The 23270-nt window shown below is 71.5% G+C and carries 16 protein-coding genes, 1 tRNA gene and 1 pseudogene; 6 read left to right on the forward strand and 12 right to left on the reverse strand.

Features of this window, described 5'->3' with window-relative positions:
- Positions 1-2 precede the first annotated feature (2 nt).
- Entirely contained in the window at positions 3-1802 is a 1800-nt protein-coding gene (locus ACZ66Z_RS15650; RefSeq protein WP_469934508.1) for a bifunctional metallophosphatase/5'-nucleotidase, read from the reverse strand.
- Between the two features lie 124 nt (positions 1803-1926).
- Between ACZ66Z_RS15650 and ACZ66Z_RS15655 the strand changes: the two genes are divergently transcribed.
- On the forward strand, positions 1927-2601 hold the full coding sequence (locus tag ACZ66Z_RS15655) for an SIMPL domain-containing protein (protein ID WP_469934509.1): 675 nt from the start codon (positions 1927-1929) through the stop codon (positions 2599-2601).
- Between the two features lie 146 nt (positions 2602-2747).
- Positions 2748-4175, forward strand: a complete 1428-nt coding sequence (gene pyk / locus ACZ66Z_RS15660; protein ID WP_469934510.1) for a pyruvate kinase — start codon at positions 2748-2750, stop codon at positions 4173-4175.
- 64 nt (positions 4176-4239) lie between these two features.
- Here pyk and ACZ66Z_RS15665 read toward each other — a convergent pair.
- Positions 4240-4312: transfer RNA gene (locus ACZ66Z_RS15665), tRNA-Leu, on the reverse strand.
- A gap of 115 nt (positions 4313-4427) precedes the next feature.
- Between ACZ66Z_RS15665 and ACZ66Z_RS15670 the strand changes: the two genes are divergently transcribed.
- Positions 4428-5081, forward strand: coding sequence for an ANTAR domain-containing response regulator (locus ACZ66Z_RS15670; protein WP_469934511.1), 654 nt, complete (start codon positions 4428-4430; stop codon positions 5079-5081).
- A gap of 77 nt (positions 5082-5158) precedes the next feature.
- Here ACZ66Z_RS15670 and ACZ66Z_RS15675 read toward each other — a convergent pair whose 3' ends face one another.
- From ACZ66Z_RS15675 to ACZ66Z_RS15715, 9 genes are all read right to left on the reverse strand, one after another.
- Positions 5159-5875 (reverse strand): ABC transporter ATP-binding protein, encoded by a 717-nt coding sequence (locus tag ACZ66Z_RS15675; protein ID WP_469934512.1) that lies wholly within the window; start codon positions 5873-5875, stop codon positions 5159-5161.
- The gene (locus ACZ66Z_RS15680) at positions 5872-6951 is read right to left on the reverse strand and encodes an ABC transporter ATP-binding protein (protein ID WP_469934513.1); all 1080 of its coding nucleotides are present in this window, start codon (positions 6949-6951) and stop codon (positions 5872-5874) included. The genes ACZ66Z_RS15675 and ACZ66Z_RS15680 overlap by 4 nt, the downstream gene beginning before the upstream one ends.
- 5 nt (positions 6952-6956) lie before the next feature.
- Positions 6957-8702, reverse strand: coding sequence for a branched-chain amino acid ABC transporter permease (locus ACZ66Z_RS15685; RefSeq protein WP_469934514.1), 1746 nt, complete (start codon positions 8700-8702; stop codon positions 6957-6959).
- Positions 8699-9631 carry a branched-chain amino acid ABC transporter permease gene (locus ACZ66Z_RS15690; protein ID WP_469934515.1) on the reverse strand — a complete coding sequence of 311 codons (933 nt, stop codon included), beginning with the start codon at positions 9629-9631 and terminating at the stop codon, positions 8699-8701. Before ACZ66Z_RS15690 ends, ACZ66Z_RS15685 begins: the two co-directional genes overlap by 4 nt.
- Before the next feature lie 134 nt (positions 9632-9765).
- Positions 9766-11007 (reverse strand): branched-chain amino acid ABC transporter substrate-binding protein, encoded by a 1242-nt coding sequence (locus ACZ66Z_RS15695; protein ID WP_469934516.1) that lies wholly within the window; start codon positions 11005-11007, stop codon positions 9766-9768.
- 470 nt (positions 11008-11477) lie between these two features.
- Positions 11478-11927 (reverse strand): hypothetical protein, encoded by a 450-nt coding sequence (locus tag ACZ66Z_RS15700; RefSeq protein WP_469934517.1) that lies wholly within the window; start codon positions 11925-11927, stop codon positions 11478-11480.
- The gene (locus ACZ66Z_RS15705) at positions 11924-12805 is read right to left on the reverse strand and encodes a trypsin-like serine protease (protein WP_469934518.1); all 882 of its coding nucleotides are present in this window, start codon (positions 12803-12805) and stop codon (positions 11924-11926) included. The genes ACZ66Z_RS15700 and ACZ66Z_RS15705 overlap by 4 nt, the downstream gene beginning before the upstream one ends.
- Before the next feature lie 274 nt (positions 12806-13079).
- Positions 13080-13574, reverse strand: a complete 495-nt coding sequence (locus ACZ66Z_RS15710; protein WP_469934519.1) for a hotdog fold thioesterase — start codon at positions 13572-13574, stop codon at positions 13080-13082.
- A gap of 74 nt (positions 13575-13648) precedes the next feature.
- The gene (locus ACZ66Z_RS15715; protein WP_469934520.1) at positions 13649-15931 is read right to left on the reverse strand and encodes an FdhF/YdeP family oxidoreductase; all 2283 of its coding nucleotides are present in this window, start codon (positions 15929-15931) and stop codon (positions 13649-13651) included.
- Between the two features lie 122 nt (positions 15932-16053).
- On the opposite strand from ACZ66Z_RS15715, the gene polA reads away from it, so the two are divergent.
- Positions 16054-18765 (forward strand): DNA polymerase I, encoded by a 2712-nt coding sequence (polA, locus tag ACZ66Z_RS15720; protein ID WP_469934521.1) that lies wholly within the window; start codon positions 16054-16056, stop codon positions 18763-18765.
- Between the two features lie 798 nt (positions 18766-19563).
- Positions 19564-19890, forward strand: a pseudogene (locus ACZ66Z_RS15725) (serine hydrolase); the annotation flags it as partial.
- A 310-nt stretch (positions 19891-20200) separates the two neighbouring features.
- On the opposite strand, the gene ACZ66Z_RS15730 reads toward ACZ66Z_RS15725, so the two are convergent.
- A complete protein-coding gene (locus ACZ66Z_RS15730; protein WP_469934522.1) occupies positions 20201-21103 on the reverse strand; it encodes a DUF4184 family protein in 903 nt (300 codons plus the stop codon).
- Between the two features lie 241 nt (positions 21104-21344).
- Here ACZ66Z_RS15730 and ACZ66Z_RS15735 point away from each other — a divergent pair, with 241 nt between their 5' ends.
- Positions 21345-23198, forward strand: coding sequence for a lytic transglycosylase domain-containing protein (locus ACZ66Z_RS15735; protein WP_469934523.1), 1854 nt, complete (start codon positions 21345-21347; stop codon positions 23196-23198).
- Positions 23199-23270 lie beyond the last annotated feature (72 nt).

A 23270-nucleotide genomic window follows, 5' to 3' on the forward strand; every position in this document is an offset into this window, starting at 1 on the left:
AGCTAGAAGACCGGCACGCCGTCCCGGGTCAGCTTCCAGTCCACCGACGCGAAGAGGCCCGGGTCGACGGTCCCCTTGGCCTTCACCCACTGGATGATGGTGTTGCGGATCTCGTCCGAGTTCGCCCACAGCTGCTCGGCCTGGGCGACGTGCGGGAAGGCACCGCCGCCGCTGGCGCGGTAGTTGTTGACCGCGAGGACGAACTTCGCCGCGGGATCGAGCGGCTTGCCCTCGAAGGACAGGTTCGCGATCCGCTGCCCGACCGGCTTCGCGATGTCGATGTCGTACGTCAGGCCCGACACGGCGTCGTAGTTGTAGTCCGGGGTGTTGTCCGCGTTGGTGAGCTTCGCGGTGTCGACGGGGGCGTCCGCCGGGGTCCGGACGTAGTACCTCGCCGAGTACTCCAGGTAGTCCTTCAGCTGGGCGCCCGTCAGCAGACGGGCCTCCAGGGTGTTCTCGAAGGGGTAGAGACCGGCGGCGTCCTTGATGCTGATCCGGCCGGCGGGGATCCGGGCCGTGCGCGAGAAGCAGGAGGCCTGCGAGAGCACGGGCAGACCGGCGTGCGCGCCGCCCGCGAGGGCCGCCTTCACCGTCTCGGCCTGGACGACGTTGATCAGGTCGATGATCGGCTCGTCCTTCCAGGGCGCGTCGGCCGTCGTCATGGCCGCCGTGGAGGTGCCGATGACCTGGTTGACGTACGCGACGACCTTCTCGTGCTCGTCGGCGAGGAGCCCGGTGATCTCCGGGTCCTCGGCGACCGTGTTGGAGTCGAGGACCTGCGCGCCGACCTTCTCGACCACCCAGCGGCCCTTCTCCCACACCAGGTCGAAGTCGAAGAGGGTGAGGCGCTGGCCCCACTTCAGCGGCTCGGACAGGACCACGTCCTTGCCGGTCGCCTTGTTCGTGACCCTGTACTCGGGGATCTCGGTGTGCGCGTGGCCCACGAGGATCGCGTCGATGCCGGGGACCTGCTCGGCGACGAGCGCGGCGGCGTTCTCGACGTACGGGAGCTGGTCACCGTACGAGGAGGTGCCGGAGGAACCGGAGTGGGCGGAGACGACCACGACGTCGGCGCCCATGGAGCGCAGCTTCGGCACCCACTTCGCGGCCTGCTCCTCCAGGCCGGGGAAGACCATCTTCCCGGTGACGTTCGCCTTGTCCCAGATGGCGATGCCCGGGTTGGTCAGGCCGAGCACCGCGACCTTGACGTCCTTGCCGTGCGGGGTGCACAGGCGGTGCATGCTGTACGGGGCGAAGGCCGGGCGCAGGGACTTGGCGTCGAGCGCGTTGGCGCCGAGCAGCGGGAAGTCGCACTGCTCCTCGAACTTCCGCAGCACCGGGATGCCGTAGTTGAACTCGTGGTTGCCGAGCGCGGCGGCGTCGTAGCCGATGGCGTTCATGGCCTGGGCCATGGGGTGGACGGGGCCGTGGTGGGCGGTGATCGGGTCGACCTTGGCGTAGTAGTAGGACAGCTGGGTGCCCTGGATGGTGTCGCCGGCGTCGATGAGCAGGGTGTTGCGGCGGCCCTTCGCGGTGCGGACCTGGTCGACCAGGGTGGAGATCTTGGCGAGGCCGACGTCGTTGTGCGCCTTGTCGTCGAACTCCTTGTCCGTGAAGTAGTCCCAGTTGAAGACGTTGCCGTGCAGGTCGGTGGTGCCCATCACGGTGAAGGAGTACCGCTTCTGCGGACGCGGGCGGCCGGGGCCGGCGGCCTCGGCGGGCACGGCGACGGCTCCGGCGACGGCCACTCCGGCCCCGGCGGCGGCCGAGCGCTCCAGGAACGTCCTGCGGTTCAGCGGCATGTGTGTTCTCCCCTTTGGTTCTGTGGCGCCGGCGCCGACCATGGCGCACAACGCGCGTAGATTCTGGCTCAGACCGCACGTCGGCAACAGGCCTTTCGGGTTACGGAGTGGGAAAGTGTTCGGTATGACACAGCCGCATCCCACCCCCGAGGCACCCCAGGTGACGGTCCGTGGCGAGGGCCGTCTGGAAGTGGAGCCGGAGCTCGCCCGTATCGGCGTGTCGGTACGGGCCAGGGGCACCGACCGGGCCGAGGTCCTGGCCGCCCTGACGGCGCGCAACGCCGAGGCGATCGCGCTGATCAGGTCGTACGGCGAGGACGTCGCCGCGCTGGAGACCGGTGCCCTGTCCGTCACGCCCGAACCGGCCGGCCGCGGCCGCGGCGAGCGGGTGCGCGCACACCAGGGCTGGGTGCACCTGACGGCCGAGCTCACCGACTTCACCGCGCTCGGCGAGCTGAGCACGCGCCTCGCCGATCTGGAGTGGACCCGGGTGGACGGCCCGTGGTGGTCGCTGCGCCCGGACTCCCCGGCCCACGCGGAGGCCCGCCGACGGGCGGTGGGGGAGGCGGTGCGGCGGGCGCGCGAGTACGCGGAGGCGCTCGGCACCTCCCTCGTGGCGCTGCTCGAACTCTCCGACACGGGACTCGTGCCGGGCATGCCCGCGCCGGCCGGCGGGATGCGCATGGCCTTCGCCGCCGAGGCGGTGGAAGCCCCCGCTCCGCTGGACCTCGAACCGCAGCGGCAGACGGTCACGGCGGAGGTCGCGGCGCGCTTCACGATGGCGTCGCCCGCACTCTGAGACGAACGGCCTTTCGGTCCGTCACCCGCTCATCGGAGCACCCCGGCGCACAGATTCAAGACTTGTCAACAACCTTTCACGGAAAGGTTGTTGAGTAGTCATGGCGAGCCAATTTCCTACTGGTGGGTAGGCCCTAGGCTCGACCCATGCGCCGAGCGAAAATCGTTTGTACCCTTGGGCCCGCCACCGAAACATACGACCAGATCAAGGCGTTGATCGAGGCCGGAATGGACGTGGCCCGCTTCAACCTCAGCCACGGCAGCTACGCCGATCACGAGAAGCGCTACCAGCACGTTCGTGAGGCCTCCGACGAGACCGGCCGCAGCGTCGGCGTCCTGGCCGACCTTCAAGGCCCGAAGATCCGCCTCGGCCGCTTCCGCGAGGGGCCCGTACTCCTTGAACGCGGCGACGAGTTCACCATCACCGTCGAGCCGGTGGAGGGCGACCGGCACCACTGCGGCACGACCTACTCCGGCCTCGCCGAGGACGTGACCGCGGGTGAGCTCGTCCTCGTCGACGACGGCCGGGTCACCCTGGAGGTCACCTCCGTCGACGGCCCCCGCGTGCACACCCGCGTGATCGAGGGCGGCATGGTCTCCGACCACAAGGGCCTCAACCTGCCCGGCGTCGCCGTCTCGGTCCCGGCCCTCTCCGACAAGGACGTCGAGGACCTGCGCTGGGCGCTGCGCACCGGTGCCGACGTCATCGCCCTCTCCTTCGTGCGCAACGCCCGGGACATCGAGGACGTGCACCGGATCATGGACGAGGAGGGCCGCCGGCTCCCCGTCATCGCCAAGATCGAGAAGCCGCAGGCCGTCGAGAACATCGAGGAGATCGTCGCCGCCTTCGACGGCATCATGGTCGCCCGCGGCGACCTGGGCGTCGAGATGCCGCTCGAACAGGTGCCGATCGTCCAGAAGCGCGCGGTGAAGCTGGCCAAGCGCAACGCCAAGCCGGTCATCGTCGCCACCCAGATGCTCGACTCGATGATCGACAACTCCCGCCCCACGCGCGCCGAGGCGAGCGACGTGGCGAACGCGGTCATCGACGGCACCGACGCCGTGATGCTCTCCGGCGAGACCAGCGTCGGCCGCCACCCGATCGAGACGGTCCGCACCATGAGCCGGATCGTCGAGGCCGCGGAGGAGGACGTCCTCGCCAAGGGCCTGCCCCCGCTGACCGACCGGAACAAGCCCCGCACCCAGGGCGGCGCCGTGGCCCGCGCGGCCGCCGAGATGGGCGACTTCCTGGGCGCCAGGTTCCTCGTGGCCTTCACCCAGTCCGGCGACACGGTCAGGCGGCTCTCCCGCTACCGCTCGCCGATCCCGCTGCTCGCCTTCACCCCGGACCCGGCGACCCGCTCCCGGCTCAACCTCACCTGGGGCGTCGAGACTTTCCTCGGGCCGTCCGTGGACTCCACGGACGCGATGGTGGCGCAGGTCGACGAGGAGCTGCTGCGGATCGGCCGCTGCCGGCCGGGCGACATCGTGGTCATCACGGCCGGTTCCCCGCCGGGCGTCGCGGGCTCCACGAACCTGGTGCGGGTGCATCACATCGGTGAGCCGCTGACCTAGGGGGCGTCGAGGGGGCGGACCGCGATCACCCCGTTCGTCTCATACCTTGGAATCAAAGGTAAAGTGCCCCGGGTGGGATTCGAACCCACGCTGTATGGTGTTTGAGACCACTGCCTCTTCCGCTGGGCTACCGGGGCATCCTTCGAAACGAAGGTCGGTGATCACCCGCCGTGTCCCTACCTTACAGGAGGTGGGTAGGCTCATGGGGAGCTGTATCCGCCTCGGAACGAGGCCATCGAACGAGGAGCCCGCGTGACCGCCCCCGAGTCGCCCCAGCCCGCCGACGACGCCGAGTCGTCGCACGTCCCGCCGCTGACGACCCGCGTCGTCATCGCCGAGGACGAGGCCCTCATCCGCCTCGACCTCAAAGAGATGCTGGAGGAAGAGGGCTACACGGTCGTCGGCGAGGCCGGGGACGGCGCCACGGCCGTCGAACTCGCCCGTGAGCACCGCCCCGACCTCGTCATCCTCGACGTGAAGATGCCCGTCCTCGACGGGATCTCCGCCGCCGAGAAGATCGCCGGCGAGTCCATCGCCCCGGTCCTCATGCTCACCGCCTTCTCGCAGCGCGAGCTCGTCGAGCGGGCCCGGGACGCCGGTGCCATGGCGTACCTGGTGAAGCCCTTCAGCAAGAGCGACGTGGTGCCGGCCATCGAGATGGCCGTCTCCCGCTTCGCCGAGCTCCGCGCCCTGGAGCAGGAGGTCGCCGACCTCTCCCAGCGCCTGGAGACCCGCAAGCTCGTCGACCGCGCCAAGTCGGTCCTGCAGACCCAGTACGGCCTGACGGAGCCGGCCGCGTTCCGCTGGATCCAGAAGACCTCGATGGACCGCCGCATGTCGATGCAGCAGGTCGCCGAGGCCGTCATCGAGGACGCCGAGGAGAAGAAGGCGGCCAAGGGCCAGTAGCGGCCCGGCACGTGCACGAGAGGAGGCCCGCCCCGCGCGATGCGGGGCGGGCCTCCTCGTACCCGTGACGGGTGGTGCTACTCCTCGCCGAGGTACGTCTTGCGGACGTCGTCGTTCACGAGCAGGTCCCGGCCGGTGCCGGACAGCTTCATCGTGCCGACCTCCAGGACGTACCCGTGGTCCGCGAGGGAGAGCGCGGCCTGCGCGTTCTGCTCGATGAGCAGGATCGTCATGCCCTCGGACTTCAGCGTCGCGATGGTCTCCATGATCTTCTGCATCATGATCGGGGAGAGGCCCATCGAGGGCTCGTCCAGCATCAGCAGCTTGGGCCGGGACATCAGCGCCCTGCCCATCGCCAGCATCTGCTGCTCACCGCCGGAGAGGGTGCCCGCGGCCTGCTTGCGGCGCTCGCCCAGGATCGGGAAGAGGTCGTAGGACTTCTGGATGTCCTTCTCGATCCCGTCCTTGTCCTTGCGGAGGAAGGCGCCGAGCCGGAGGTTCTCCTCGATGGTGAGCCGGGGGAAGATGTGCCGGCCCTCGGGGGAGTGCGCGAGGCCCAGCGACACCACCTTGTGGGCCGGGATGCCGTTGAGCGCCTGGCCGTCGAAGGAGATCCTGCCCGAGGTGGGCTTGAGCAGGCCGGAGAGGGTCCGCAGGGTCGTGGTCTTGCCGGCGCCGTTGGTGCCGATCAGGGCGACGACCTGGCCGGCCTCGACGGAGAAGGAGATGCCCTTGACGGCCTCGATCTTGCCGTAGGCGACCCTGAGGTCCTCGACCTCCAGAAGCGCGGTCACTTGGAGTCTCCTTCGGTGGTGCTGTCCGCGTCGGCGGCCGGAGCCGCGTCGGCGGGGGTGTCGTCGGCGGGAGCCGCGGGGGCCTCGTCGGCTTCCGCGGCGGGGGCCTCGTCGGCGGGCTCGTCCGCGGTCCCGGCGGTCTCCGCCTCGACCTCGGCGGCCTCTTCGGCGGCCTCTTCGGCGGACTCGTCCGCGGCCTCGACCCCGGCCGCCTGCGTGGCCGCCTGCTCCGCGGCCTCGACCTCGGCCGCCTCCTCCGCGCCGGGCGCGTCCTCGTACGGCGTGCCCAGGTACGCGGCCACGACGCGCTCGTCGCCCTGGACGACCTCGGCCGTGCCCTCGACGAGCTTCTCGCCCTGGACGAGGACGGCCACCCGGTCGCACAGCTTGAAGATGAACTTCATGTCGTGCTCGATGACCAGGACCGCGATGCCGCGGTCGCGGATCGCGAAGACGAGCTCCTCGGTGGTGCGGGTCTCGCTCTGGTTCATGCCGGCCGTCGGCTCGTCGAGCAGCAGCAGGCCCGGCTCGCTGGCGAGCGCGCGGGCGATCTCCAGCTTGCGCTGCTCGCCGTACGGCAGGTTGCGCGCCAGGTGCTCCGCCTTGCTCGCCAGGCCCACGAACTCCAGGAGCTCCATGGCCCGCTCGCGCGAGGCGGCCTCCGCCTTCTTGAAGCCGGGGCCGCGCAGCAGCGCCGACCACAGGCCCTCCTTGGTCCGGGTGTGCCGTCCGACGAGGACGTTCTCCAGGACCGTCATGTTGGAGAAGAGGCGGATGTTCTGGAAGGTACGGGCGATGCCGGCCTGGGTCACCAGGTGCGGCTTCGGCGGCAGGACCGTCCCCTTGTAGCTGACCTGGCCCTCGGTCGGGACGTACAGACCGGTCAGGCAGTTGAAGAAGGTGGTCTTGCCGGCGCCGTTCGGGCCGATCAGGCCGACGATCTCGCCCTCGCGGACGGTCAGGTCGACCCCGCGCACGGCGGTCAGACCGCCGAAGCGCATGGTGACGCCGCTGGCTTCCAGGACCGGCGCGGCCGTGACGGTGCCGGTGGCGGTTTCCGTGGTGGTGGTCGTCATGGCTTTCACGCCCCTGCCTTCGCCGTGCCGACGCCCGCGTCCTCGGACTGGCGCTGCTCCGGCACGACCTGCTGGTCGTCGTCGTTCTCGTGGAATTCCAGCTGCGCCCGCTTGTTGGCGATGAGGCCCTCGGGACGGAAGCGCATGAGCAGGATCAGGGCGATGCCGAAGCCGAGCAGCTGGTAGTCCTGGAGGAAGGACAGCTTGGCCGGGATCAGGAAGAGGAGCGCGGAGCCGACGATCGGGCCGGTGATGGTGCCCATGCCGCCGAGGATGACGGCCGCGAGGAGGAACGCGGAGTTCGGCGGGACAGGACCGGCGAAGACGTAGTTCTCCGGGACCACCGTGGTGTTGACGTGCGCCTGCACCGTGCCCGCGAGGCCGGCCAGGGACGCGCCGAGGGCGAAGGCGACCAGCTTGACCCGGAAGCCGTTGATGCCCATCGCGGTGGCGGCGGTCTCGTCCTCGCGGATGGCGACCCAGGCGCGGCCGATGCGGCTGTTGCCGGCGCGGGAGAAGACGACCACGACCAGCGCCATGACGAGGATCATGAGCAGGTAGTAGTTGGCGTAGGCGCCGAGCTCGATGCCGAGGACGGTGTGCGACTCGCCGAAGTTGTACCCGAAGAACTCCAGCTGAGGGATGTTCGGGATGCCGTTCGGGCCGTTGGTGATCTGCGGGCCCGAGGTGCCGTCGAGGTTGCCCATGGCGATGCGGAAGATCTCACCGAAGCCGAGGGTCACGATGGCGAGGTAGTCGCCGCGCAGCCGCAGGGTCGGCGCGCCGATGACGACGCCGAAGACCAGGGAGGCCGCCATGCCGGTCAGCGCCGCCGCCCAGAAGGGGAACTGGACGCCGAAGGCGGAGGAGGTGGCGCCGGAGACGAGGGCCGCGGTGTACGCGCCGACGCCGAGGAAGGCGACGTAACCGAGGTCGAGGAGGCCGGCGAGGCCGACGACGATGTTCAGGCCGAGGGCGACGGTCGCGAAGATCAGGATGTTGACCGCGATCAGCGTGTACGTGTCGCCGCTCTGCTGGAGGAACGGGAAGGCGATCGCCATGACGATGGCGGCCGTGACCGTCACCTGCCGGTTCCGCGCGGTGATCGCGGAGAGTCGCCGGGTCAGCCCGGACTTGACCAGCGCGGTGGCGGAGAAGGCGACGAGGATCAGGTACGCGATGAAGAGCTGCGGCTCCGAGTCGTCGGTGTCGATGCCGAAGGTGACGACGTACAGGCCGAGGGCGAAGACCGCGACGATGATCAGGATCTCGGCCCAGGACGGCAGCTGCTTGGCGGGGGCGGCCTTGCGGGTGTCGTCGGGCAGCAGGTACGCGGCGACGGCCGGGGCGGCCGAGGCGAGGACGGCGACGCCGGCGCCGGGCTCCAGGTCCACCAGGGCGCCCAGCTCCACGACGATCGAGATCGCGGTGAAGAGGGTGGTGGCGAAGGTGCCGAGGGCGAGGATCCACACGGCCTTGCGGGCGCCGGTCGGCGTCAGCCAGCCGAGGCCCTTCACCCCGAGGGCGGAGAGCGCGAACAGGCCGGTGAGGACCGCGCCGACCAGCGTGAGGAGCTGGAGCGGGGCGGGGTTGCCGTAGATCGTGAGGTTGCCGGGGAAGGCGGTGGTCCACGTCCACGCGAGGAAGGCGCTCACGACGGTGACGACGCTGCCGGCGACGACCGTCCAGAGCAGGGCGGCCGGCTTCGGCGCGCTGGAGGTCTTGGTCTGGTTCTCGGTCATGGTGCTCACGCCCTGTCCGCGACGCGCTCGCCCAGCAGGCCCTGGGGCCGTACGAGGAGCACGAGGATGAGGAGGACGAAGGCCCACACGTTGGACCAGGCACCGCCGCCGAGCTGCTGCATGCCGGGGATGTCCTCGATGTAGGCGATCGAGAGGGACTCGGCGATGCCGAGGACGACGCCGCCGACCATGGCGCCGTAGATGTTGCCGATGCCGCCGAGGACGGCCGCGGTGAAGGCCTTGAGACCGAGGATGAAGCCCATCTCGAAGTTGATCTGACCCTTGTCGACGCCGTAGGCGACGGCGGCGACGGCGGCGAACGCGGCACCGATGGCGAAGGCCATGACGATGATGCGGTCCGTGTTGATGCCCATCAGCTTCGCGGTGTCCGGGTCCTGCGCGGTGGCCTGCATGGCGCGGCCGCTGCGGCTCTTGGAGACGAAGAGGCCGAGGGCGAGCATGCACAGCGGGGCGAGGACGAGCACGAAGGCGTCGGCGCGCTGGATCGAGAGGTTCCCGGTGATCCGGAAGGCCTCCCCCTGGAACTCGGGGAAGCTCACCGCCTTCTTGGCGTCCGGGTAGAACTGCCAGACCAGCTGCTGGAGCGCGATGGACAGACCGATCGCCGTGATGAGCGGGGCCAGTCGGGGCGCGTTGCGCAGCGGGCGGTAGGCGAACCGCTCGGCGGCGGTGGCGACGGCCACGGAGGCTATCGCGCCACCGACGATCATGAGCGGTATCGCCACCAGCAGGGACGTGCCGCTCGGCAGAGCGCTGTAGGTGGTGAGGGCGCCGAAGCCCCCGATCATGAAGATCTCGCCGTGGGCGAAGTTGATGAGCTGGACGATGCCGTAGACCATGGTGTACCCGATGGCGATGAGGCCATAGAGGGCACCGAGGGCCAGGCCGTTGGCCAGCTGTTGCGGCAGTTCGTGCACCGCAGGCCTCCGATGAGCTTGTCGGATAAGACTCCGCGCGAGGGCGCTGTTTGCGCCCTCGCGCGGGTTGGTTCAGGTGGAGCGGGCTCCCTCGCGGGTGCCGGTGATGCCGGTGATGCGGGTGACGCCGGTGATTACTGGTTGAAGGTGTCGCTCTTGACGTCGACCCACTTGCCGCCCTCGACCTTGTAGACCGTGAGCTGCTTGTTGGTGGTGTCGCCGAACTCGTCGAAGGAGACCTTGCCGGTCACACCGTCGAAGGAGACCTTGCCCAGGGCCTCGGTGACCTTGGCGCGGGCGTCGGACGGGACCTTGCCGTTGTTGGCGGCGACGACGGCCTTCACGGCCTGGATGACGGCCCAGCCGGCGTCGTAGGAGTAGCCGCCGTAGGCCGCGTACGGGTCCTTGTAGCCGCCCGCGTTGTAGTCCGCGATGAACTTCTTGGCGGTGGGGAGCTTCTCGACGGGGTAGCCGATCGAGGTGGCGAGGTCACCGTCGTTGGCCTCGGCGGAGGCGCTGATGAAGGCCGGGTCGTAGATGCCGTCGCCGCCCATGACGGGGATCTTGGCGCCGGTCTTCTTGATCTGGTCGGAGAGCAGACCGCCCTCGGGGTATTGGCCGCCGAAGTAGACGGAGTCGGCGCCGGAGGACTTGACCTTGTCGGCGGTGGAGGAGAAGTCGGTCTCCTTCACGGTGACGTGGTCGGTGCCGACCACGGTGCCGCCGAGGCGCTTGAACTCGTCGGAGAAGATCGCCGCGAGGCCGGCGCCGTAGGTCTGCTTGTCGTCGACGACGAAGACCTTCTTCTTGCCGGCGTCCTTGAAGAGGTACTGGGCGGCGAACTTGCCCTGGACCACGTCGGTGGCGGCGGTGCGGAAGTAGGTCGGGAAGGGGCGCTTGTAGTCGCCCTTGCCCCAGTTGTCGCCCTGGCTCAGCGCCGGGTTGGTGTTGGCCGGGGAGACCTGGGCCAGCTTGGCGGAGGCGAAGACGCCCTGCATCTGCTGGGAGACGCCGGAGTTCAGCGGGCCGACGACGCCGAGGACGTCCTTGTTGCCGACGAGCTTGGTGGCGTTGGCCTGGCCGGAGGCCGGGACGGCCTGGTCGTCGAGCGCCTCGACCTTGAAGGTGACGCCGGGGACTTCCTTGTTCTTGTTGGCGGTCTGGACCGCCAGGTCCACGGAGTTCTTGATGCCCTGGCCGAGCGCCGAGAGGGAGCCGGTCAGCGGGGCGTCGACGCCGATGACGACGGTGACGCCGTCCCCACCGCTCGCGTTGTTGTCGCTGCCACCCTTGTCGTCGCGCGAACCGCAGGCGGTGAGAGTGAGCGCTCCCGTGGTGAGCACGCTGGTGAGGATGAGCAAAGAACGGTGTCGCACGAAGAATCCTTTCCCTGGCGCGGCCCCCTCAAGCTGAGGCGGTGCCGTGAAGCTGTGTAGCGAGAGGTGCCGTTTTCGATGCCGGGCCGTACGGGGTCGAGCAGGGCCGTGCAGTGGAAGCGCCCGGCGGCGCGGTGACTGGCCGTGACTCTAGGCGCAGGTGGGGAACGGCGGGGAGCGCCCAGGTCAGGATGTGACTGTCTTGTTATGCCGACGGGCAGAGACGGTGTGCATGCAGGGTGCAAACCCGGGCACAGCGGTCGGTAGCGCGGTGTTCACATCGTGAGAACCCCCAGTTCCGCTAAGGGGCTTGAGTGGATCACGGTCCTGACGGACGGCCCGTGAGGGTCTCCGGATATCGGACACCACCTCATTCGTCAGCGGACGGAGGGCAGGTCGGGTGTCGACCCGGCCATTCCGCTCCCGAATGGCTCGAATGTCACGCAGGGTTACGGCAACCGTGGCCTGGATCATTCGCCGGGAGGGGCCCCGGAAGGCGTGGGAGCGGTGGTCCACTCGTCGGGCGGGCGCCAGTTCTCCGAGCTTCCCGTCGCCCCCTTCGCCGCCTCGCAGCGCCGCCGCGACTCCCGGTCGGCCAGCGCCTCGGCGGCCTTCCGCCCCGCCCGCCGCTCCTCGGCCCGGGCCGCCGCGAGCACCTGGTCGTGGATCTCGTACTGCTCGTTGGAGAGCCCCTTCTGCTCCCAGTCGAGCCCCGCCCACCTCGACCCCTTGAGCGCCTCCTTCACCCAGTACGAGACCAGGTTCGCGCAGACGTCGGCGGGGGTGCTGGTCCGAGGCGCGGGTGACGGTGCGGGGCGTGGTTCCGGGGCCCGGCCGCAGCCGGCGGACAGGGCGAGCGCACACCCGGCCAGGACCGCCGCGAGGGCGGCCCCGACCGGTCGTATCCGGAGGCGCGTCACGGGAGTTGGACGTACGGCTTCAGGAAGTCGCGCGCGCCGGGCGTGTCCAGGCGGTACGTGACGTTCGTGGCGTAACAGGGAGTGTCGCCGGTGATCGTGGTGGCGACGAGCGTCAACTTCCCGTTCAGAGTAGCGAAGTTGGGGCCGCCCGAATCGCCGTAACAGGCACCGCCGTTGCCCTGGGGCGCGGTCATGGCGAGCCGGACCCACGCGTCGTTGAGGGCGTCGAAGGAGACCGGCGCCTTCATGCGGACCCCGCCGCCCGGGTGGGTCTGGCCGCCCGGTCCGCGCTCCGCCTCCTGCGTGCCGTACCCGGCCGTGAGGAACGCCGTGGAGTTCAGCCCCCGCGGGCCGAGCGCGGCCAGGGCGCCCGCCTTCGGCAGCGCCGCCGGAGCGAAGGACCAGCGGCCCTTCACGGCCTTCGCCTGCAGTTCGATCACCGAGATGTCATGGGGGTCGGAGGCCGGGCCGGGGTAGGCGGGGTGACTGTGCGCGGTCCCCTCGACGGCCACGCTCCGTGCAACGGCGGCGGGGTCGCCCGGGTGCTCGGCGGCCGCCCGGTCGAGGCCGGCCTGCACGTCCTGGTCGAGCGAGACGTGGAAACGCACGTTCTCCGGCCAGTCCGTCGTGCAGTGGGCGGCCGTGAGGAAGGTGTCCGCGTCGATCATGGTGCCGGAACAGACCCAGTCGACCCGGTCCGGCGTCACCGGGTCGCCGTCGTCGTCCCAGGTCGCCACGAGCGCTCCGACCTCGGTGCGCTCGGGGGCGGGGACCGCGTTGTACGAGTTGATCGCCGAGGACGGGATCGCGGTGGCGATCACGGCGGCGCAGGCGGCGGTGACGGCGGTCATCGCGGTGGTGGTGCGTACGGCTGTCACGAAGAACCCCTCGCTGGATGAATGGATCGGGTGTTCTCCTGTGGGGGAGGCCGCCAGTGAAGCGGCTGCGCCCACCACGCGACAAGAGGGTCGACAAGAGGGCGGAACGGGGCGGGTGAGGGGCGCGCGGGGCGGCGAAGGGAGCGGAGCCGACGCGGGGGCGGAGCGCCGGAGGGGGCGGCACGGCGGAGGGGGCGGCACGGCGGAGGGGGCGGAGCGCCGTGCGCCCCGCCCCCTCCGTTCGCTCCGCCGCAATGGCCCGCGCGAGGCGCCGTTACGGCCGGCCCGCCGCCGGCAGCTTGTCCGCGTCCTTCGCGTCGACCTCGCGCAGCAGACAGGTCAGCCGCGCCGAGCAGACCCGCTTGCCCTGCTCGTCCGTGATCACGATCTCGTACGTGGCGGTCGACCGGCCCCGGTGGACCGGGGTCGCCACGCCGGTCACCAGACCGCTGCGCACCCCCCGGTGGTGGGTGCAGTTGAGGTCGACGCCGACGGCGATCTTCGAGACCCCGCCGTGCAGCATCGAGCCGATGGAGCCCAGCGTCTCGGCGAGCACCGCCGACGCGCCGCCGTGCAGCAGCCCGTACGGCTGGGTGTTGCCCTCGACCGGCATGGTGCCGACGACCTTCTCGGCCGAGGCCTCCAGGATCTGGACACCCATCCGGTTCCCCAGGTGCCCGGCCGAGAAGAGGGCCGGGAGGTCGACGCCCAGCGCCGCGTACTCGTCGATGACCTCCTGCGGGAACTTCACGTGCTGCTGCTCACCCATGGGCCCGGCTCCGTTCGTCTTCGTACGGCTGCTGATCTGTGTGGTCCGGCTGCTGCGCGTGCCTGAGCAAATGCTTAGGCGGTCTGCGATTGTTCCAGACGCACGATCACGGACTTGCTGGCGGGGGTGTTGCTGACGTCCGCCGTCGACTCCAACGGGACCAGCACGTTCGTCTCCGGGTAGTAGGCGGCCGCGCACCCCCGGGACGTCGGGTAGTGCACCACCCGGAAGCCGGGCGCCCGCCGCTCCGTGCCGTCCGTCCACTCGCTCACCAGGTCCGTGTACGCCCCGTCCGCGAGACCGAACGCCGCCGCGTCCTCCGGGTGCACGAGGACCACCCGGCGGCCGCCCTTGATCCCCCGGTAGCGGTCGTCCAGACCGTAGATCGTGGTGTTGTACTGGTCGTGCGAGCGCAGCGTCTGCAGCAGCAGCCGGCCCTCGGGCACCCTCGGGTACTCGACGGGGGCGGCCGTGAAGTTCGCCTTGCCGGTCCTCGTGGGGAAGCGGCGCTCGTCGCGCGGGCCGTGCGGCAGCGCGAAGCCGCCCGGATTCGCCGCGAGCCGGGCGTTGAAGTCCTCGAAACCGGGCACCACGCGCGCGATGCGGTCCCGGATCGTGGCGTAGTCCGCCTCGAACTCCTCCCAGGGCGTGGCCGATCCGTCGCCGAGGACGGCCCGGGCCATCCGCGCCACGATCGCCGGCTCGGACAGCAGGTGCGGGCTCGCCGGCGGCAGGTTGCCCCGGGAGGCGTGCACCAGGCTCATCGAGTCCTCGACCGTCACGACCTGCCGGCCGCTCTTCTGCGTGTCCCTGTCGGTGCGGCCGAGCGTCGGCAGGATCAGCGCACGCGTGCCCGTCACCGCGTGCGAGCGGTTCAGCTTCGTCGAGACGTGCACGGTCAGGCGCGCGTTCCGCATGGCCGCCTCCGTCACCTCCGTGTCGGGCGTCGCCCCCACGAAGTTGCCGCCCATCGCGAAGAACACCTTCGCCTCGCCGTCGCGCAGCGCCTGGATCGAACGCACCACGTCGAAGCCGTGGTGGCGCGGCGAGACGATCCCGAACTCCTTGTCCAGGGCGTCGAGGAAGGCCGGCGCGGGGCGCTCGAAGATGCCCATCGTGCGGTCGCCCTGCACGTTCGAATGGCCGCGCACCGGGCACACGCCCGCGCCCGGCCGGCCGATGTTCCCGCGCAGCAGCAGGAGGTTGACCACCTCGCGGATGGTCGGCACGGAGTGCTTGTGCTGGGTGAGGCCCATCGCCCAGCAGACGATCGTGCGCTCCGAGGCGAGCACCATCTCCAGCGCCCGCTCGATCTCGGGGCGGGCGAGACCGGTCGCGGCGAGCGTCTCGTCCCAGTCGGCGGCCCTCGCCGCCGCCGCGAACTCCTCGTACCCGTGGGTGTGGTCGCGTACGAACTCCTCGTCGACCGCCCCGGCCGTCTCCAGGACCAGCTTGTTGAGCAGCCGGAAGAGGGCCTGGTCGCCGCCGATCCGGATCTGCAGGAAGAGATCGGTGAGCGCCGCGCCCCTGAGCATGCCCTGCGGGGTCTGCGGGTTCTTGAAGCGCTCCAGGCCCGCCTCCGGCAGCGGGTTCACCGAGATGATCCGGGCGCCCGAGGCCTTCGCCTTCTCCAGGGCCGAGAGCATGCGCGGGTGGTTCGTCCCCGGGTTCTGCCCGGCCACGATGATCAGGTCCGCCCGGTGCAGGTCCTCCAGGGACACGCTGCCCTTGCCGATGCCGATCGTCTCCGTCAGCGCCGAGCCCGAGGACTCGTGGCACATGTTGGAGCAGTCCGGCAGGTTGTTCGTGCCGAACTCGCGCGCGAAGAGCTGGAGCAGGAACGCCGCCTCGTTGCTCGTCCGCCCCGAGGTGTAGAAGAGCGCCTCGTCCGGCGAGGCCAGGGCGCGCAGCTCCTCCGCGATGACCGCGAAGGCCCGCTCCCAGGTCACCGGCTCGTACCGCTCGCCGCCCTCCGGGAGCAGCATCGGCTGCGTGATCCGGCCCTGCTGGCCCAGCCAGTACCCGCTGCGGGTCGCCAGGTCCGCCACCGGGTGCGCGGCGAAGAACTCCGGCGTCACCCGGCGCAGCGTCGCCTCCTCGGCGACCGCCTTCGCGCCGTTCTCGCAGAACTCCGCCACGTGCCGCTTGTCGCCCTCCGGCCAGGCGCAGCCGGGACAGTCGAAGCCGTCCTTCTGGTTGACCTTGAGCAGGGTCCGCGCGGTCCGCCGCAGACCCATCTGCTCCTGCGCGATCCGCAGCGTGTGCCCGATGGCGGGCAGGCCGGCGGCGGCGTGCTGCGGCGGCGTGACCTGCGGTGCGTCCTGGACCGGGTCACCGGCCGGCGGCTTGCTGACCATCGCGCTCTCCCTTGAGCGGTAATCCTCTGGCGTACGTCCCCGATCCTGTCACGCGGCACCGACAGCCCGGCACCCCGACCGCTGTGGACGGGATTGTCAGCGGGCCGTGGCAGGATCGTCCCGTGGCCGAGACAGCATCGAAGACCCCCGCAGACACCCGCCCCCGCCTGCTCCTCATGGACGGGCACTCGCTCGCGTACCGGGCGTTCTTCGCGCTGCCCGCGGAGAACTTCACCACCGCGACCGGACAGCCGACGAACGCGATCTACGGGTTCGCCTCGATGCTGGCGAACACGCTCCGCGACGAGGCGCCCACGCACTTCGCGGTCGCCTTCGACGTGTCCCGCCAGACCTGGCGGTCCGAGGAGTTCCCGGAGTACAAGGCGAACCGCTCGAAGACCCCCGACGAGTTCAAGGGCCAGGTCGAGCTGATCGGCGAACTCCTCGACGCGATGCACGCGCCGCGCTTCGCCGTCGACGGCTTCGAGGCCGACGACGTCATCGCCACCCTCGCCACCCGGGCCGAGGCCGAGGGCTTCGAGGTCCTCATCGTCACCGGCGACCGGGACTCCTTCCAGCTCGTCACCGATCGCACCACCGTGCTCTACCCGACCAAGGGCGTCTCCGAGCTCACCCGCTTCACCCCGGAGAAGGTCCAGGAGAAGTACGGCCTGAGCCCCTCGCAGTACCCCGACTTCGCGGCCCTGCGCGGCGACCCGTCCGACAACCTCCCGGGCATCCCCGGCGTCGGCGAGAAGACCGCCGCCAAGTGGATCAACCAGTTCGGCTCCTTCGCCGAGCTCGTCGAGCGCGCCGACGAGGTCAAGGGCAAGGCCGGCCAGAACTTCCGCGACCACCTGGAGTCGGTCAAGCTCAACCGCCGCCTGACCGAGATGGTCCGGGACGTCGAGCTGCCGAGGACCGTCACGGACCTCGCCCGCGAGCCGTACGACCGCGCGGCCGTCGCCCTCGTCCTCGACACCCTGGAGATCCGCAACCCCTCGTTGCGCGAGCGGCTCCTCGCCGTCGACCCGGGCTCCGCTGAGGAGGCCGCGCCCGCCCCCGCCGCCGGCCTGGAGCTCGACTTCACCGTCCTCGGCGCGGGCGAGCTCGCCCCCTGGCTCGCCGAGCACGCCGACGAGCCCCTCGGCATCGCCACCGTCGACAGCTGGGCCCTCGGCACGGGGAACGTCAGCGAGGTCGCCCTCGCCGCCGCCGGGGGAGCCGCCGCCTGGTTCGACCCCAGCACGCTCGACGAGGCCGACGAGCAGGCCTGGGCCGCGTGGATCTCCGACCCCGACCGGCCGAAGGTCATGCACAACGCCAAGGGCGCCATGCGGGTCTTCCCCGAGCACGGCTGGAGCATCGCCGGCGTCACCATGGACACCGCCCTCGCCGCCTACCTGGTCAAGCCCGGCCGGCGCTCCTTCGCCCTCGACGCCCTCACCGTCGAGTACCTCGGCCGCGAGCTCGCCCCGGCGGCCCCCGCCGACGGCCAGCTCGCCTTCGGCGCCGACGACACCGCCGAGGCCGAGGCCCTCATGAGCCAGGCGCGGGCCGTCCTCGACCTCGGCGCCGCCTTCGACGAGCGGCTCCCCGAGGTCGGCGCCCGCGAGCTCCTCCACGAGGTCGAGCTCCCCACCTCCGCCCTCCTCGCCCGCCTGGAGCGGCACGGCATCGCCGCCGACCGCGACCACCTGGAGGCCATGGAGCAGCAGTTCGCCGGCGCGGTCCAGCAGGCAGTCAAGGAGGCCCACGCCTCCGTCGGCCACGAGTTCAACCTCGGCTCGCCCAAGCAGCTCCAGGAGGTCTTCTTCGGCGAGCTGAACCTCCCGAAGACCAAGAAGACCAAGACCGGCTACACGACGGACGCCGACGCGCTCGCCTGGCTGGCCGGCCAGACCGAGCACGAACTGCCGGTGATCATGCTCCGCCACCGCGAGCAGGCGCGCCTGCGCTCGACGGTCGAGGGCCTGATCAAGACCGTCGCGGCGGACGGCCGCATCCACACCACCTTCAGCCAGACGGTCGCGGCGACCGGCCGTCTGTCCTCCACCGACCCCAACCTGCAGAACGTGCCGGTCCGGACGGACGAGGGCCGGGCCATCCGGCACGGCTTCGTCGTCGGCCAGGGCTTCGAGGCCCTCATGACCGCCGACTACAGCCAGATCGAGCTGCGCGTCATGGCCCACCTCTCCGAGGACGAGGGCCTCATCGAGGCCTTCACCTCCGGCGAGGACCTGCACACCACCGTCGCCTCCCAGGTCTTCGGCGTCGAGCGGTCCGCCGTCGACGCCGAGATGCGCCGCAAGATCAAGGCCATGTCGTACGGTCTGGCCTACGGCCTCTCCGCCTTCGGCCTCTCGCAGCAGCTGACCATCGACCCGGCCGAGGCCCGGATCCTGATGGAGACCTACTTCGAGCGCTTCGGCGGGGTACGGGACTACCTGCGCCGCGTCGTCGACGAGGCCCGCGCCACCGGATACACCGAGACGATGCTGGGCCGCCGCCGCTACCTCCCGGACCTCAACAGCGACAACCGGCAGCGTCGCGAGGCCGCCGAGCGGATGGCGCTCAACGCCCCCATCCAGGGCACGGCCGCCGACATCGTCAAGATCGCCATGCTGAACGTCGACCGGGCGCTCACCGAGGCGGGCCTCGCCTCCCGGATGCTCCTCCAGGTCCACGACGAAATCGTGCTCGAACTCGCCCCCGGCGAGCGCGAGCAGGTCGAGGCCCTGGTCCGCGAGCAGATGTCGGCCGCCGCCGACCTCCGCGCCCCCCTGGACGTCTCGGTGGGCGTAGGCCAGAACTGGGACGCAGCAGCCCACTGACACCCGCGACCGCCCACCCCGTTGTGGGCAGTCGTTCCGCCGGGGCGGAACGGGTGGGCACAACGGAACGGCGCCCTCTGCCGGCGCCCGAGGCTCCCGTTGCCCTGACCCGCACCACGTGGTGTGGCGCACTTCGTGGTGCGGGTCCAGGCGCGGAAGGCGGAGGCGCCGCTGGAGGGCGCCGTCCCGTGGGCCCACCCTCCCCCAAGCTCTCGGCTTCGCTCGAGCAGGGGGGACCCCCTTCGCCCCAGCGGGACGATTGCCTACACGGGGGGGGTGGGCGGGGGGACCGCCCCGCCGGGCGCGGCCCACACGGCGGGCGGGCCCACCGGGTGGCGGAAGCGCACCGCCCCGCCGGGCGCAGCCCGCCCGGCGGATGTGCGCCAGTCGGACCAGTCAGAGGGCGCCCCAGCCCCCCGCCTCCCGAAACTGGGGAGCATGATCCGCCGCCCCCACCTCCCCACCTGGGCCCTCCTCGGCGCCCTGCTCGGCGCGTCGGGCACCGCCTGGTCCTGGCCCGCCGAGGCACACCGGGCTCCCGCACTCTGCGCCTCGTCCCGCGAACCGGTCCTCGCCGCCCGGCTGTCCCAGGACCTCGCGGTGGCGCTCAAGGGCCGCGGGAGCACGGTCTCCGTCGCGGTCCACGACCCCGTGCGCGGACTGCACTGCCGGTTCGCCGACACCCTGGCGTACGACTCCGCCAGCATCGCCAAGGTCCTGATCATGCAGGCCGTCCTCGGACGCGCGGAGGAGCTGGGCCGGGCGCCCACCCGGCTGGAGGCGCGGCGGCTGAAGGCGATGATCACCCGCTCCGACAACACCGCCGCCACCGAGCTGTGGGAGGGGCTGTCCCGCGCCCGGCTGAACAGAGTGCTGAGGGAGGCCGGAGCCAAGGACACCGTCCTGGGCCAGGGCAACTACTGGGGCCTCACCCGCACCACCGCGCGCGACCAACTCGCCCTCCTCGCCGCGGTGTCACGCCGCAGCGAGGCCCTGTCCCTGATGGGACAGGTCGTCCGCGCACAGGCCTGGGGCGTCACGGCGGGCGCGCCCCGCGCGGTCAAGGTCCACCTCAAGAACGGCTGGCTGCCCCGCGCGACCCACGCCTGGCGTGTCCACAGCGTCGGCATCGTCCGCCCGCTGCCGGCCCCGACGAGCCCGCACACGAGCACGGGCACGGGAAAGAGCACGGGCACGGGCAGGGACGCGAGCACGGACACCGGACCGGACACGAAGACGGGCACCGGCAAGGACACCCGAACCGGCAAGGAGACCGGCACCGCGAGCCCCGCGGTCGACTACCGGATCGTCCTCCTGAGCCACGACAACCCCACCATGCGGTACGGCGTCCGCACCCTGGAGAGCATCGCCCTGGTCGTGCACCGCAGGCTCTCCGGCGGCGCCGCGGCCCGCGGCTTCACCCCGCCGGAGAAGATCAGCGAGATCCCTGACGGGAGCGCTCCGGCCGAGGCGCCGGGTCGGGGAGAGGAGGACCCGGGCGTTCCGGCACGGCCGGGGCCGTCCGGTTCCGAGGCGACCCGAGGAGCCGCGCCCCCGTCCCGTACAGCACGAGCCCGACGGCGAGCCCCGCGCCGGCCCCGAAGCAGGCCGTCGGGATGACGTCGAGGGGCGTCTCGATCCGGTCCCAGCCCCAGTACGCGGCCCAGCGCAGCACCCGGTGGGCGACACCCGCGAGGACGCAGCAGCCGATCAGCCCGGCGGCGAGGAGTCGGCCGCGCCGGCCCGGCACGGGGACCCCGGACGGCAGCTCCGCCCCGGGAACGGAGGAACGCAGCGCCCGCGCCACGCACCAGCCGAGCAGGGTGAGGGCCAGCGCCGAACCCCCGTACTGCGCGTAGAGATAGACCGGGAACCCGGCGACGACCTCGCCGAGGAAGGGGATCGCGCGGGTGCCCCAGCGGTCGAGGTGGGTGAAGGAGTCCCACACCACGTGCGTGGTGGCGCCGAGGACCGCCGAGAGGAAGAACCACCCGGCGAGCGCCACCGGATGCCGCTCCCGCCAGGGGCGGCCCCGGACGAGCCCGTACACCCGACCGCGCCACCGTTCGGGCAGCAGCGCGGCGAGCGGCTCGCGCACGGTCAGCCACAGGGCCACGAGAGCGGCGGTGATCAGCACGTCGGCCGTGACGATCCCTACGGGGGAGTGGGTCACGTCCCCGAGGACCATCGCCCCGGGGAACGCGGTCGCGGCGAAGTAGGTCATGTCGGGCGAGAAGGACCCCGCGACGAGGGCGGACGCGACCAGCGGCCCGCGCGCGGACCCGTCCCGGCGCAGCGCGGGCAGCACGGCGGCGGCGTGGCTCAGCGTGAACGGCAACGGGAGTTCCCCCAGGGTTCCGACGGTGACGGCGGCCGGTGTGCGTGGCCGACCGGAGTGCAAGAGGGGCGGGACGCTCCGGTCGGTTCCCGAACTCGTCCGGTCGGCAGAAGGCCAAGAGGTGACGAAACCGTGAAACACGGTCAGGGGCCGGTGTTCGACGGTTCGGAGTTGGCATAGGGTCGCCTGGGGTCTCACGCGGGGAGCGTGGGACCGCGTCGACGGGGAGGGGACGACGGATATGGCAGCGCACATCGGCCGCCGACTGCGCAAGGGCGCGACCAACGGTGCGGTGGTGGCCGCGGCGGTCGCCGCGCTCGCCGCCTCGCAGGCGCCGGAGGTCGCCCCGCCGGCCACGGACAACACCGGCGGAGACCAGGCCATCGGCGCCGGTGACACGGCTTCGCCGTCCGGAGGCGGGTCCGTGACGGGCGATTCCCCGTACTACACGGACCTGCCGCCGCTGACCACGCCGAACCAGCCCGGGGCGAGCACCAACCTGCCGGTGACGACCGGCCCCGCCGAGGCCGGCATACCCGCGTCCGTCTACTCCGCCTACAAGCGGGCCGAGCTCTCCATACGCTCGACCGATCCCGGCTGCAACCTGCCGTGGCAGCTGCTCGCCGGCATCGGAAAGGTCGAGTCCGGTCAGGCGAACGGCGGCCGGGTCGACGCCAACGGCACGGCGTCGCCGCCGATCCTCGGCCCCGCCCTCAACGGCAACGGCTTCGCCCTGATCACCGACACCGACGGCGGCGCCTACGACGGCGACACGAAGCTCGACCGGGCCGTCGGCCCGATGCAGTTCATCCCGTCCACCTGGGCGACCTGGGGTCAGGACGCCAACAGCGACGGCAAGAAGGACCCGAACAACATCTACGACGCGGCGCAGGCCGCCGGCCTCTACCTCTGCGCGAACGACCGCAACCTCGCGCTCAAGGCCGACCTCGACCAGGCGGTCCTCAGCTACAACCGGTCGAGGGAATACCTGAACACGGTCCTGTCCTGGGCCTCCTTCTACGAGCGCGGCACCCACCAGATCCCGGACGGCACGGGCGTGCTGCCGGGCGAGCGCAGCGACGACGGCACCAGGGGCGACCGCCTCCGGCCCACCATTCCGCTCCCGACCGTCCCCACGACGCCGTCCCCGTCGCCGACGCCCGGGACCCAGAAGCCGAAGCCGCCGTCGGAGAACCGTCCCGAAACGGCCAAGCCGCCGACCGTCCCCACCAAGCCCCCGGTCACCCCGCCGGTGACGCCGCCCGCCCTCCCGGCGGCCGCCAAGGTCGCGCGACTCGCGGTCGTGGCCAACGAGAAGCCGACCACGACCACCGGCAGTGCCTTCACGGGACTTCCCCGGGTCGCGGCGCTCGACGCCTCGGGCAAGCCGGTCCCCGGCGTGAAGATCCGCTTCGAGATCACCGGGGACACCGACACCCGGTTCGGCGGCGGCGGGACCACCGCCACCGTCACCACCGGATCGGCCGGTCTCGCCACCTCGCCCGCCCTCCGGGCCGGCGAGAAGACGGGGTCCTTCACCGTGCGGGCCACCGTCGTGGGCCGGACCCGGAAGGCGGCCGACTTCACCGCGACCGTCACGGAGCGCCGGGCGGACACCCTCACCCGGCTCGCCGGCGACCCGCTGTCGGCCACGACCGGCACCTCCTTCGCCCAGAAGGTCCAGGTGAAGGCCACCGACAAGGGAGCCCTCGCCCCCGGCGTGCGCGTCACCGCGGTGATCGTCACCTCGAAGGCGGCCCCCGAGGAGAGCGCCGAGGGCCCGTCCTTCAAGCGCGCGGACGGCACCACGGTCCGTACCGTCACCCTCGTGACCGGCACGGACGGACTGCTCACCCTCGCGCCCGGCGACCTCCTCGCGGGCGACAAGGCCGGCACGTACTACGTGCGGCTGACCGCGCCGGGCGGCGGCACCACCTTCATCGACCTGACGGTCGCCGCCCCCGCCACGACGGACCCGGAGCCGACCCCGGACCCGACGCCCTCCGGCGGCACCTCGCCCGGGACCACCCCCTCGCCCGGGACCACTCCCTCGTCCGAGGCCACCCCCACGCCCAGCACCTCGCCCTCGGCCTGACCGCCCGCGCCTCCGCGCCGCGTTCCTCCGCGCCGCTCCCTCGTCCGCACCGGACGAGGGAGCGGCGCTTCG

The organism is Streptomyces sp. NPDC107498, assembly GCF_055582805.1.

Coding starts and splice junctions, on each gene's coding strand:
- ACZ66Z_RS15650 (WP_469934508.1), bottom strand. CDS start 1,802: ATGCCGCTGAACCGCAGGACGTTCCTGGAGCGCTCGGCCGCCGCCGGG.
- ACZ66Z_RS15655 (WP_469934509.1), top strand. CDS start 1,927: ATGACACAGCCGCATCCCACCCCCGAGGCACCCCAGGTGACGGTCCGT.
- pyk (WP_469934510.1), top strand. CDS start 2,748: ATGCGCCGAGCGAAAATCGTTTGTACCCTTGGGCCCGCCACCGAAACA.
- ACZ66Z_RS15680 (WP_469934513.1), bottom strand. CDS start 6,951: ATGACGACCACCACCACGGAAACCGCCACCGGCACCGTCACGGCCGCG.
- ACZ66Z_RS15710 (WP_469934519.1), bottom strand. CDS start 13,574: ATGGGTGAGCAGCAGCACGTGAAGTTCCCGCAGGAGGTCATCGACGAG.
- ACZ66Z_RS15715 (WP_469934520.1), bottom strand. CDS start 15,931: ATGGTCAGCAAGCCGCCGGCCGGTGACCCGGTCCAGGACGCACCGCAG.
- ACZ66Z_RS15735 (WP_469934523.1), top strand. CDS start 21,345: ATGGCAGCGCACATCGGCCGCCGACTGCGCAAGGGCGCGACCAACGGT.